Below are 11,534 nucleotides of genomic sequence, written 5' to 3'. Positions count from 1 at the left end.
CTTACGCGACCGACGGCGGTTTCATCCCGAACTTTCAGGTCGGGAGCGGACCCTTGAAGACGAAGAAGGCGCCGAGCGCGATGAAGCCGAAGCCCACGGCATGGTTCAGGGTCAGACGCTCGTCGAGATAGAGGACCGAGAAGGCGGCGAATACGACCAGCGTGACCACCTCCTGCATGGTCTTGAGCTCGGCCGGGCTGTAGGCCGCGACGCCCCAGCGGTTGGCAGGCACCGCGAAGCAGTACTCGATGAAGGCGATGCCCCAGCTCGCGACGATCACCAGCCACAGCGGCCGGTCGGTGAACTTCAGGTGCCCGTACCAGGCGAACGTCATGAAGACGTTGGAGCAGAGCAGCAGCACGATCGGCGCGATAGCGGGGGGAAGCCAGGTCACCGGTACCGCCCTACTCGGCCTTGATGCCGAGCTTCTTGATCAGCGGCACCACCTGCCTGTCTTCCTTGTCGAGCAGCGCGGCCAGCTCCTCGGGCGTGCTCGGCCTGGCCTCGGCGGTGAGGTCGGCGAACCTCTTCACCACCGCCGGATCAGTCATCACCTTGACCATCGCCTCGTTGAGCTTCTTGAGCACTGCCGGCGGCATCTTCGCCGGCCCGAACAGGCCGGTGTAGGTCGCGTAGGTGAAGTCCTCGAGGCCCTTGATGCCGAGCTCCTTGACCGTCGGCACGTCGGGCAGCTCCGCCAGGCGCCTGTCGGCCGTCACCGCGAGCGCGCGCAGCTTGCCGGCCTTGATGTACGGCAGGGCGCTGTTCACCTGGTCGATCTGGGCCGGCACCTGGCCCGCGATCACGTCGATCGAGGCCTGTCCGCTGCCCTTGTAGTGGACCAGCGTGTACTGCGCGCCGCTGCCGGCGCTCAGCAGCACCTCGATGATGTGGTTGGTCGTGCCGACGCCCGAGTCGGCGATGGTCAACGCGTTGGGCTTGTCGATGCCGATCTTGATGAACTCGGCGAGGGTCTTGATCGGCGACGACGGCGTCACGAGGATCACGCCCGGCACCGCCTGGATGTGGCTGATCGGCTGGAAGGCGGTGCGCCAGTCGTAGGGCGCGTTGCCGTAGATCGCCGGGATGTCGACCATCGAGTTGGCCGAGACCAGCAGGTTGTAGCCGTCGGGTGCCGAGCGGGCGATCACGTCCGAGCCGATCATGCCCGAGGCGCCGGCCTTGTTCTCGACCAGCACGGTGACGCCCAGCACGTCCTTCAGCTTGTCGGCGACGATGCGCGCGGTGACGTCGATGTTCCCGCCCGGCGCATAGGGCGCCATGATGCGGATCGGCTTGTCGGGGAACTCGGCCGCGGCCGGCCAGGCCAACGCGAGCGCGGCCAGAAGGCCTAGAAGCACCACTTTAATTCGCATCATTCCTCCGGATTCTTATGCCAAGCCGAGTCTTCGGGCTGTCGCTTCAAGCCTCTTGTCACGAGTAAGTATGGCTGCTCCGGCCGCGAGCTGAGCCGACGCAAGAAGATGTACATCGACATAGGCAAGCCCCGTCCCGGCCAGCGAATGTCGGTCGATGAAGAGCAGGACCTCCTCGGCTCGAGCGACAGGAGCGTGCGGCAGGTTCGCGAGCGCTCCCAAAATCAGACGGCGTTGTTTGAGGCTTCCGAGCGCGATCTCACCGACCACGAATGGATGGGTAAGCACTTGGTTGGCTTGCAGCAGTGTCGCAAGCTTCGGGTCGCCCGCGCGAAGATGATCGACCCAGACAGAGGTGTCGACCAGGATCATGCTGGCGTGGAACGGCGTCGCGGAGGTGCCTTGAGTTTCGGCTCACTGCCGCCAAGCCGGGCCAGTCGACGGGCGCTCTCCCGCTCGATGAGCGCCTTTAGTGCCTCCCGGACCAGCGAGGACTTCTCCGTAAGGCCGGTGAAGGCTTGGGCTTCGCTCACCAAGTCGTCGTCCAAGGCGATTGTCGTGCGCATGTGACCTCCGTCAGGCACAAGATTTGGCATCGAATGATGCCTTATTCAATGCCTGGAGTAAGGACTACAGGGCGAATTTTTCCGGCCGGTGCTGCGCCCACGGCCGCGCCGCCTCGAGCAGCGCACCGAGCCGCAGCACGTCGGTCTCGTGCGCCCACTTGCCGACGATCTGGACGGAGGTGGGCATGTGGTCGTCGCCGAAGCCCGACGGCACGGCGAGCGCCGGATGGCCGGTGAGGTTGAAGGGGTACTGGTACGAGGTCCAACCCTGGCGGGTGATGCCGCACTTCACGCCGTCGATGATCACGTCGTCGTTGGCGGCGTCGTGCGTCACGTCGAGCGCGGTGCGGGCGTTGGTCGGCGAGACGATGAAGTCGCAGCGCTCGAACAGCGTCTGGATCTTGCGGAACAGGACGGTGCGCGCGAACTGGGCGTTGCGGAAGTCGGCCAGCGTGAACCTGGCGCCGCGCTCCATGAAGGCGAGTGTCACCGGGTCCATCTGGTTCTGCCACTTCGGCAGGTACTGCGCGCAGGTCACGGCGAAGCCCGCCTGGTAGAGCACGCGGCCTTCGTATTCGATCCAGTCGATCGGGTCGGCGACCTCCTCGACCGCCGCACCCATCGCCTCCCAGGCGGCGAGGCAGGCGCGCGTGTTGGTGCGCACGTCGGCGGCGACGCGCGGGTTGGCCATCCGCTCGATGTAGCCGATGCGCACGCCCGACAGGTCCTCGCCCGAGAGCTTGGGCGACAGCGGGCGCGGCGTGGCGCCGAGCGACCACGGATCCTTCTCGCTAGGGCCCATCATCGCGGCATGCATGACCGCGGCATCGATGATGGTGCGCGCCAGCGGCCCCGCGAAGATGTTGTTGGCGAAGGCGTCGCGCGCGGTGTCGTAGGGCACGGTGCCGAGCGTCGGCTTCAGCCCGACCAGGCCCGAGCACGAGGCCGGCCCGCGCACCGAGCCGGCGCCGTCGGTGCCGAGCGAGAGCGGACCCAGCCCCGCCGCGACCGCCGCTGCGCCGCCGCCGCTCGAGCCGCCGGGCGTACGCTCGAGGTTCCAGGGGTTGCGCGTGATGCCGAACTCCGGACCGTCGGTCAGGCCCTTGACGCCGAACTCCGGCGACGTCGCCTTGCCGAGGATGATCGCGCCGGCGTCGCGCAGCCGCTTGACCAGGATGTCGTCGGCCGCCGCTGGCGGATTGTCGGCGAAGATCGCCGAGCCGTGCCGCGTCGGCACGCCCTTCACGTCGACCAGGTCCTTGATGCTGACGGGCACGCCATGCAGCGGCCCCAGCGCCTCGCCGCGCATCACCGCATCCTCGGCGGCTTTGGCGTCGCGCCGCGCCTCCTCCGCCATCACCACGCGGAAACAGTTGAGCTTGGGCTGGGCCCTGTCGACGGCCTTCAGCACGGCGTCGACATATTCGACGGGCGAAAGCGTCTTCGAACGGATGAGGGCGGCGGCCTTCACGGCTGACGTGAACAGCAGATCGGTGTCGGACATGGCGGCACCTTAGCCGAACCTCGACAGCCTCCAAATGCTGCGCTACGCCGCTGGACGAATGTTCACTCCGCTGGTTCTTGCTGCGCTCGCCGTCGTTGCGGTCGTGACCTCCTTCATCTCGGGCATCTTCGGCATGGCGGGCGGGATGCTGCTGATCGGCTTCCTGCTGTTCGTCCTGCCGGTGCCGGTCGCCATGGTGTTCCACGGCGTGATCCAGATCGCGGCCAACGGCTGGCGGTCGTGGCTGTGGCGGCGCCATATCAACTGGGGCGTGGTGCTGGGCTTCGGCCTGGGCTCGGCCTTCTCGTTGGTCGTGTTCTCCTCGCTCGCGTTCGTGCCGCCCAAGTGGGCCGTGCTGATGGCGGTCGGCCTGACGCCCTTCGTGGCGCTCGCCGTGCCGCAGACCGTCGCCCCCAACATCGAGCGGCGCGGGCAGGCCTTCCTGGCCGGCGCGATCGGCGGTGCGCTGCAGCTGGTCTCGGGCGTCACCGGCCCGATCCTCGACGTCTTCTATGTCCGCACCGGCATGTCGCGGCAGGTCAACGTCTCGACCAAGGCGGCGGCCCAGGTCATGGGCCATCTCACCAAGGTCACTTATTTCGGCGCCCTGATCGCCAACCCGGCCGGGCGCGATCTCGAACAGTGGCTGGTCATGGCCTTCGCCGCGGTCTTCGCGGTGCTGGGCACGACCCTGTCGCGCAGCTTCCTCGACCGGCTGTCGGACAAGCAGTTCTACTACTGGACGCGGCGGGTCATCCTCGCTATCGGCGCGGTGTACGTAGCCCAGGGCGTCTGGCAGGTGGCAGCGCGATGAAACAGAGCGACAAGGATCAGGTTCGGGCATTGCTCGACAAGCTGCCCGACGATGCGACCTTCGCCGACATCCAGCGCGCGATCGCCGTGCTGGTGTGGCCCAAGCGCGACGACGGCAGTCTCGCGCCGCCTGGGCCGCTGCAGCAGCGGCCTAAAAGGCTTGAACCGGAAGAAGTGAAGCGCCGCCTGCGCGACTGGCTCAAATCGGAGAGGGACAAATGAAGGACCGCGTCTCGATCGACTTCAAGGACGGCATCGCCGACGTCCGCCTGATCCGCGCCGACAAGATGAACGCGCTCGACAATGCGATGTTCGAAGGCATCATCGAGGCCGGCGACACCCTGCGCGAGATGAAGGGCCTGCGCTGCGTCGTGCTGTCGGGCGAGGGCAAGGCGTTCTGCGCCGGCCTCGACATGGCGAGCTTCGCCGCCATGAAGGCCCAGGATGGCAACTCGGTCACCCGCGACCTGCCCAGGCGCACCCACGGCATCGCCAACCGGCCGCAGCAATGCGCTTGGCAATGGCGCACCCTGCCGGTGCCGGTGATCGCCGCGGTGCATGGCGTGGCCTTCGGCGGCGGCTTCCAGATCATGCTCGGCGCCGACCTGCGCTATGCCACTGCCGATGCGCGCTTCTCGGTGATGGAGATCAAGTGGGGCCTCGTGCCCGATTTGGCCGGCACGCAGCTGATGCGCCATCTCGTGCGCGAGGACGTGGCGCGCGAGCTCACCTACACCGGCCGCATCTTCGACGGCACGGAGGCACAGACGCTCGGCCTGGTGACCAAGATCGTTGCCGATCCGCGCGCCGCCGCGCTGGAGACCGCGAAGGAGATCGCCGGCAAGAGCCCCGACGCGATCCGCGCCGCCAAGCGCATCCTCAACAACGCCGTCGCCGTCGATGCGGCGGCCGGCCTGATGGACGAGTCGGTCGAGCAGCAGAAGCTGATCGGCTCGCCCAACCAGATCGAAGCGGTGATGTCCAACCTTCAGAAGCGCGCCGCGAACTACAAGGATTGATCCGATGAACCGCCAATGGCTCTACGCCAAGCAGCCGCAGGGCAAGATCGGCAAGGACACCTTCGAATGGCGCGAGGTGGCGATCCCCGAGCCGCAGCCGGGCGAGGCGCTGGTGCGCACGCGCCTGCTGTCGCTCGATCCCGCCAACCGCGCCTGGATGATGGGCAAGACCTATCGCGACGCGCTGCAGCCCGGCCAGGTGATGAGCGGCTTCGCGCTCGGCGAGGTCGTCGAGTCCCGGGCGCCCGGCCTCGCCAAGGGCGACCTCGTCGAGGGCGACTGGGGCTGGCAGGACTATGCCGCCCTGCCGGCGCGGCAGCTTACCAGGCGCATCACAGAGGCGCCGATCGAGTTGCTGATCGGGCCGCTCAGCGTCACCGGCCTCACCGCCTATTTCGGCCTGCTCGAGGTCGGCCAGCCCAAGCCGGGCGACACCGTGCTGGTATCGGCGGCGGCCGGCGCGGTCGGCTCGATGGTGGGCCAGATCGCGAAGATCGCCGGCTGCCGCGTCGTCGGTACCGCGGGCGGCCAGGACAAGTGCGACTGGCTGGTCAAGCAGCTCGGCTTCGATGCCGCGGTCGACTACAAGGCTGGCAACGTCTTCCGCGCCCTTCGGGCGGCCTGCCCCGACGGCATCGACGTCTATTTCGACAATACCGGCGGGCCGGTGCTCGACGCGGCGCTGGCGCTGGCGAACCTGCGCGGCCGCGTCGTCTGTTGCGGCAACGTCTCGCAATACGACGTCGAGCGGCCGGCACCCGGCCCGATGAGCGTGCCTGGCCTGGTCGTCGTCAAGCGCCTGCGGCTCGAAGGCTTCATCGTGATGGATTTCTACGACCGCCGCGCCGAAGCCGAGGCGCGGCTGGCGCGCTGGATCGCCGAGGGCCGCCTCAAGGCCGAGCTCGACATCTTCGACGGGCTGGAGACGGCGCCCGACGCGCTGATCGGCCTGTTCGAAGGCAACAACCGCGGCAAGCGCGCGGTGCGGGTGTCCTGAGAAAGATTTCCTCGCGCCAGCAGAAGCAAGACTGAATCGTGGACAGGCGCCGCCGGCCCTATCGTCGGCGGCATGACGCACTACCGCCTGCATTACTTCCCGGAATCGGGGAACAGCTACAAGCTCGCCCTCATGCTCACCTTGTGCGGTGAGACCTTCGAGCCGGTCTGGACCGACTTCGGCGGCGGCGTCACGCGCACGCCGGAGTGGCGCGCTCGGGTCAACGAGATGGGCGAGATCCCCGTGCTCGAGGAAGACGGCCAGCGGCTGACGCAGACCGCGCCGATCCTGCTGCGCCTCGCCGAACGCTACGGCCGGTTCGGCGGCACGACCGACGCCGAGCGCTTCGAGATCCTGCGCTGGCTGTTCTGGGACAACCACAAGCTCACCGGCTACATGGCGACCTACCGCTACAATCGCGCCTTCACGCCGTCGCCCGATCCGGCGGTGCTGGCTTTCATGAAGCGCCGCATCGACGACTATCTCGGCATCCTCGATGCGCATCTCCGCGAGCAGCCGTTCGCGATCGGCGACAAGCCGTCGATCGCCGACATCTCGATGATGGCGTACCTGTCGTTTCCCAGGCACGAAGCCGGTTACGATCTCGCGGTGAGCCATCCGGCGATCGCGGCCTGGCTGGCCCGCATGGCCGAGCTGCCGGGCTGGAAGGCTCCCTATGACCTGCTGCCTGGCCAGCGCCTGCACTGCTACGTGTGATCGCGGGTTGACAGGGTGCGGACCGGCTTATACCTAACCGATAGGTTAAGTAATAAGTGAGGTTGCCATGGCGCTGGTCCTGCACGGCCATCCCTTCTCGTCCTACACGCAAAAGGTCCTGATCGCGCTCTACGAGAACGCCACGCCTTTCACCTGGCGCGTCCTGGACAATGCCGAGGCGTGGGGCGAGCTGGCCCGCCTGTGGCCGGTCCGGTTGATGCCGGTGCTGGTCGACGACGGGACGCCGGTGATCGAGTCGAGCATCATCATCGAGCATGTTGCGCCTCATCTCGTGCCCTCACTCAAGGCGCGCCTCCTCGATCGCTTCTTCGACCTCTACGTCATGACTCCGATGCAAAGGATCGTGGGCGACAAGCTGCGCCAGGAGAACGAGCGCGATCCGAAGGGCGTCGCCGACGCCCGTGCGCGGCTCGACGTCGCCTATGGCTGGCTGGAGAAGGAATTGAAGGGGCGTGAGTGGGCGGCGGGAGACACCTTCACGATGGCCGACTGTGCCGCCGCGCCCTCGCTCTTCTATGCCGACTGGGTGCAGCCGATCGGTGCCCAGTTCCCCAATGTCGCCACCTACAGGGCGCGCTTGCTGAAGCGCCCGTCCTTCGCCCGCGCGGTCGACGAAGCGCGGCCCTTCCGTTCGCTCTTCCCGCTGGGAGCCCCCGATCGGGACTAGGTCAGCGCTCTAACGCCCCTTGAACACCGGCTTGCGCTTCTCGACGAAGGCGGCGACCGCTTCCTTGTGGTCGGCGGTGCGCGAGGCGCCGACCAGGCGCTCGGCCTCGCGATGCATCGCCGTCGGGTAGTCGATGTACGGCGCCTCGTCGAGATTGTCCTTGATGTTGCGGTAGGCGATCTGCGGCCCCTCGGCCAATGACTTGGCGAGCGCGAAGGCCTCGTCCTGCAGCCTGGCGTCCTCGACCACTTTGTTGACCAGGCCGATGCGCTCGCTGCGCTCGGCATCGACCCGTTCGGCGGTCAGCATCAGCTCGCGCGCCCGCATCGGGCCGACGGTGCGGGTCAGCAGCCAGGCGATGCCGTAGTCGCCCGACAGGCCGATGCGGGCATAGCCGGTGGCGCAGAACGCCGACCTGGCCGCGATCCGCATGTCGCAGGCGAGCGCGATCGCCAGCCCCGCGCCGGCGGCGGCGCCGGGCAGCGCCGCGACGGTCGGCTTGCGTACCGCGACCAGCGCGCCGGTGAGGTTGGTCTGCCGCCAGCGCAGGTCGGCGAGGCGCTCCTCGAAGGTCATCTGGCCGCGCGGGCCCCGGCCGCCCATCGCCTTGACGTCGCCGCCGGAGCAGAAGGCGGTGCCGGCACCGGTGATCAGCAGCGCGCCGACGCTGTCGTCCGCGCCGCGCGCCTTGATCTGGGTGCGCAGCGCCGCGGTCAGGTCGGGCGACATCGCGTTGCGCGCCTCCGGCCGGTTGAGGGTGATGACCGCGACGCCGTCGCGCACGACGCACAAAAGTTCAGTTGTCCCGGTATCGATGCTCATGCTGCTCTCCTGCCATGACCTTCCCTGTCACCGAACACACGGTCAAGACGGACCGCCACACCACCTTCTATCTCGCCTGCGGAGCGGAAGACGGACCATTGCTGATCTTCTGCCACGGCTGGCCCGAGCTCTCGCTGTCGTGGCGGCACCAGCTCCCGGCCTTCGCCGCGCTCGGCTTCCGCTGCGTCGCGCCCGACATGCGCGGCTACGGCCGCTCGAGCACCTACGGCCGCCACGAGGACTTCGCGCAGGAGCCGATCGTGCACGACATGCTCGAGCTGCTGGCGTCGCTCGGCCGCGCCCCTGGACAGGATCGTGCGGTGTGGATCGGCCACGACTGGGGCAGCCCGGTGGTCTGGAACATCGCCGCGCATCACGCCGACAAGGCGGTCGGCGTGGCGAACCTCTGCGTGCCCTACCTGCCGGCCGGTTTCACGCTCGACAGCGTGGTGCCGCTGGTCGACCGCTCCGTCTATCCCAAAGACGAGTATCCGGCCGGGCAGTGGGACTACCAGTTCTTCTATCTCGAGAGCTTCGACAAGGCGCACACGAGCTTCGAGGGCAACATCCGCAACACGGTGAAGGCGCTGTTCCGCAAGGGCAATCCCGACGGCGTCGGCAAGCCTTCGCGCACTGCCGGCGTGCGCAAGACCGGCGGCTGGCTGGGCGGCGGGCCGTGGCCCGACCTGCCGCGCGATGCCGACGTGCTCACCGAGCAGGACCTCAACGCCTATGTCGCGGCGCTGACGCGGCACGGCTTCTTTGGGCCCGACTCCTGGTACATGAACCACGAGGCCAACGGCGCCTATGCCAAGCGCGCGCCGAACGATGGCCGGCTGGCGATGCCGGTGCTGTTCCTGCATGGGCTCCATGACTACACCTGCGAGACCGTGAGCTCGCGGCTGGCCGAGCCGATGCGCGCGCATTGCGCCGACCTCACCGAGGTGGTGGTGAAGTCCGGCCACTGGATGGCGCAGGAGAAGCCGATCGACGTCAACGCCGCCCTCGCGCGCTGGTTGGCGGCCAAGCTGCCTGACTACTGGAAAAAGCCGTAACCTTCCTCCCTGACGCGCAGCGTCGGGGAGGTGCCCCGCTCATAGCGGGGCGGAGGGGTCATGGGTCGCGACAAGACTGTGGCGCCCGACCCCTCCGCCCGCGTAAGACGCGGGGCACCTCCCCTTCGCGGACTCCGCGAAGGGGAGGAATCATTTGCCCTTCATGCGCCGCCATTGCGCGAAGGCCTGCTTGGCCCGCTCGCCGCTCGGGATGTGCAGGCCGTAGACGCCGCCGCCCTGCGCCACCTGGTCGGCGGTGAATTCCTCGAAGGCGACGGCTTCGGCCGCGGCCTCGGCGACCTCGTCGACCAGCGAGGCCGGGATCACGACCAGGCTGTCGCGGTCGCGCAGCAGCCCGTCGCCCGCCTCTGGCCGCAGGCCGCGCAGCTCGCGCCGCGCCACGATCTCGATGCCGCGCTGGCGCAGGCGATCGACCGCCGGGCCAGCCAGGTCGGCGACCAGCACGCTGCCGGGGCGGCAGGCTTCGACGGTGAGCGCGACGGTGCCGGCGAACGGATCGGCCGCCGGCAGCTTGATCGCCCGGCCCCTGAGGCCGCGCTGCGCCAACGCCGCGACGACGGGCTTGGCGCCGACACGCAGCAGCTTGTCCCGCGTCGCCTGGTTCATGTCGCGCGGACGGCGGCGAAGCGCTCCTGGGTCTCCTTCGGCCAGGTGTCCCTGGGCTTGTAGAACTCGGGCACCGCCTTGGCGCCCTCCGGCAGCACGACCCAGGGCTGCTTGGTCGAGGTGAAGATGTGGATGTCGGGCGGCATCGCCGACGGGTCGTCGAGCGTGCCGACCCGCACGAAGCGCACCGCGTCGCCCGAGCCCGAATAGTTGCTCCACAGCGCCACCCGGCACTGCGGGCAGCGCCAGATCTTCTGGCCCTTGCCGCTGGCCGACGGCGTGTCGACCAGCTCGGGACGGCCCGTGATGAGCTCGACCCGGTCGGCCTCGATCATCGCGTTGAGCGCGAAGGCCGTGCCAGTCTCGCGCTGGCACCAGGAGCAGTGGCAGGCATGGACGAACAGGGGCTTCGACTTGATGCGGTAGCGGACGTGCCGGCAGGTGCAGCCGCCCTCGAAGGTGTCGTTGCTGGCCATGACGCGACCCCATAGCATTGAAACGGGAGGAGATTGAAATGGCGGATCGTCTGAAAGGCAAGGTCGCGGTGGTCACGGGCGCGGCGCCGCGCGGCGAGGGCGTCGGCAACGGCATGGCCACGGCCATCCTGTTCGCGCGCGAGGGCGCCAGGGTGGTGCTGGTCAACCGCAGCGCCGAGCGGGCCGAGAAGCTCGCGAAGCAGATCAAGCAGGAGGGCGGCGAGGCCTCGGTGTTCGCGGGCGACGTCGCCAGGGCCGAGGCCTGCGAGGCGATGGCCGCGCATGCGGTGAAGACTTATGGCCGGCTCGACATCCTGCACAACAATGTCGGCATCGGCGCGCCGGGCACGCCCGAGACGGTCAAGCTCGAGGACTGGCACAAGGTGATCGAGGCCAACCTCACCACCACCATGCTCTGTACCAAAGCGTGCCTGCCGCGCATGAAGGCAGGCGGCGGCGGCTCGGTGATCATGGTGTCGTCGATCGCGGGTGCGCTCGGCCTGATGGGCAGCCCGGGCGCGGTCGCCTATTCAACCGCGAAGGCGGGCCTGCACGGCTTCACCATGTCGGTCGCGGCCGACTACGCGACCCAGAACATCCGCGCCAACTGCATCGTCGTCGGCTCGGTGCACACGCCGATGGTGGCGCATCTCGGCGCCGAGGCGCGCGAGCGGCGCAAGAACATGGTGCCGATGCAGACCGAGGGCACCGCCTGGGACATCGCCTACGGCGCGGTCTATCTTGCATCCGACGAATCGCGCTGGGTGACCGGCATCACCCTGCCGATCGACGGCGGGCTGGTGAACCTCAGGGCGTGGCCGAGATAGGTTGACCCGTCGTCCCGACCGAAGCGGCGCGTCTCTCCACTGCGCCT

General features: G+C 68.3%; 16 protein-coding genes. 8 read left to right on the top strand and 8 right to left on the bottom strand.

Annotated elements, in window-relative coordinates; genetic code table 11:
- Positions 1–34 precede the first annotated feature (34 nt).
- From J0J01_RS03355 to J0J01_RS03335, 5 genes are all read right to left on the bottom strand, one after another.
- Positions 35–394: a DMT family protein gene (locus tag J0J01_RS03355; RefSeq protein ID WP_296378762.1), complete on the bottom strand. Its 360-nt coding sequence runs from the start codon at positions 392–394 to the stop codon at positions 35–37.
- Between the two features lie 10 nt (positions 395–404).
- A complete protein-coding gene (locus J0J01_RS03350; RefSeq protein WP_296378761.1) occupies positions 405–1,361 on the bottom strand; it encodes a tripartite tricarboxylate transporter substrate binding protein in 957 nt (318 codons plus the stop codon).
- A 30-nt stretch (positions 1,362–1,391) separates the two neighbouring features.
- The gene (locus J0J01_RS03345; protein WP_296378760.1) at positions 1,392–1,748 is read right to left on the bottom strand and encodes a PIN domain-containing protein; all 357 of its coding nucleotides are present in this window, start codon (positions 1,746–1,748) and stop codon (positions 1,392–1,394) included.
- Positions 1,745–1,942, bottom strand: coding sequence for a type II toxin-antitoxin system VapB family antitoxin (locus J0J01_RS03340; protein ID WP_296378759.1), 198 nt, complete (start codon positions 1,940–1,942; stop codon positions 1,745–1,747). Before J0J01_RS03340 ends, J0J01_RS03345 begins: the two co-directional genes overlap by 4 nt.
- Before the next feature lie 64 nt (positions 1,943–2,006).
- Positions 2,007–3,446 (bottom strand): amidase family protein, encoded by a 1,440-nt coding sequence (locus J0J01_RS03335; RefSeq protein WP_296378758.1) that lies wholly within the window; start codon positions 3,444–3,446, stop codon positions 2,007–2,009.
- Between the two features lie 58 nt (positions 3,447–3,504).
- Here J0J01_RS03335 and J0J01_RS03330 point away from each other — a divergent pair, with 58 nt between their 5' ends.
- The 6 genes from J0J01_RS03330 (at position 3,505) to J0J01_RS03305 (ending at position 7,680) form a co-directional block, all read left to right on the top strand.
- Complete coding sequence (locus tag J0J01_RS03330; RefSeq protein WP_296378757.1) at positions 3,505–4,260, top strand: sulfite exporter TauE/SafE family protein; 756 nt, start codon at positions 3,505–3,507, stop codon at positions 4,258–4,260.
- On the top strand, positions 4,257–4,481 hold the full coding sequence (locus tag J0J01_RS03325) for a hypothetical protein (protein WP_296378756.1): 225 nt from the start codon (positions 4,257–4,259) through the stop codon (positions 4,479–4,481). The genes J0J01_RS03330 and J0J01_RS03325 overlap by 4 nt, the downstream gene beginning before the upstream one ends.
- Complete coding sequence (locus J0J01_RS03320; protein WP_296378755.1) at positions 4,478–5,278, top strand: crotonase/enoyl-CoA hydratase family protein; 801 nt, start codon at positions 4,478–4,480, stop codon at positions 5,276–5,278. The genes J0J01_RS03325 and J0J01_RS03320 overlap by 4 nt, the downstream gene beginning before the upstream one ends.
- Before the next feature lie 4 nt (positions 5,279–5,282).
- Entirely contained in the window at positions 5,283–6,275 is a 993-nt protein-coding gene (locus J0J01_RS03315; RefSeq protein WP_296378754.1) for an NADP-dependent oxidoreductase, read from the top strand.
- Between the two features lie 72 nt (positions 6,276–6,347).
- The gene (locus tag J0J01_RS03310) at positions 6,348–6,992 is read left to right on the top strand and encodes a glutathione S-transferase family protein (RefSeq protein ID WP_296378752.1); all 645 of its coding nucleotides are present in this window, start codon (positions 6,348–6,350) and stop codon (positions 6,990–6,992) included.
- A 67-nt stretch (positions 6,993–7,059) separates the two neighbouring features.
- Positions 7,060–7,680 (top strand): glutathione S-transferase family protein, encoded by a 621-nt coding sequence (locus J0J01_RS03305; RefSeq protein WP_296378751.1) that lies wholly within the window; start codon positions 7,060–7,062, stop codon positions 7,678–7,680.
- A gap of 9 nt (positions 7,681–7,689) precedes the next feature.
- Here J0J01_RS03305 and J0J01_RS03300 read toward each other — a convergent pair whose 3' ends face one another.
- On the bottom strand, positions 7,690–8,502 hold the full coding sequence (locus J0J01_RS03300; protein WP_296378750.1) for an enoyl-CoA hydratase-related protein: 813 nt from the start codon (positions 8,500–8,502) through the stop codon (positions 7,690–7,692).
- A gap of 14 nt (positions 8,503–8,516) precedes the next feature.
- Between J0J01_RS03300 and J0J01_RS03295 the strand changes: the two genes are divergently transcribed.
- Entirely contained in the window at positions 8,517–9,557 is a 1,041-nt protein-coding gene (locus J0J01_RS03295) for an alpha/beta hydrolase (protein WP_296378749.1), read from the top strand.
- A gap of 150 nt (positions 9,558–9,707) precedes the next feature.
- Here the strand turns inward: J0J01_RS03295 and J0J01_RS03290 are convergent, their stop codons facing one another.
- Positions 9,708–10,184: a hypothetical protein gene (locus tag J0J01_RS03290; protein WP_296378748.1), complete on the bottom strand. Its 477-nt coding sequence runs from the start codon at positions 10,182–10,184 to the stop codon at positions 9,708–9,710.
- Positions 10,181–10,660 carry a GFA family protein gene (locus J0J01_RS03285; protein ID WP_296378747.1) on the bottom strand — a complete coding sequence of 160 codons (480 nt, stop codon included), beginning with the start codon at positions 10,658–10,660 and terminating at the stop codon, positions 10,181–10,183. Before J0J01_RS03285 ends, J0J01_RS03290 begins: the two co-directional genes overlap by 4 nt.
- 38 nt (positions 10,661–10,698) lie before the next feature.
- Between J0J01_RS03285 and J0J01_RS03280 the strand changes: the two genes are divergently transcribed.
- Positions 10,699–11,487 (top strand): SDR family NAD(P)-dependent oxidoreductase, encoded by a 789-nt coding sequence (locus J0J01_RS03280; protein ID WP_296378746.1) that lies wholly within the window; start codon positions 10,699–10,701, stop codon positions 11,485–11,487.
- Positions 11,488–11,534 lie beyond the last annotated feature (47 nt).

Origin of the sequence: Reyranella sp., from assembly GCF_017305915.1 — a bacterium.
Classification (GTDB): Bacteria; Pseudomonadota; Alphaproteobacteria; order Reyranellales; family Reyranellaceae; genus Reyranella.
The sequence above is the reverse complement of the archived record's forward strand: the minus strand, read 5'-3'. Positions and strand labels throughout refer to the sequence as shown.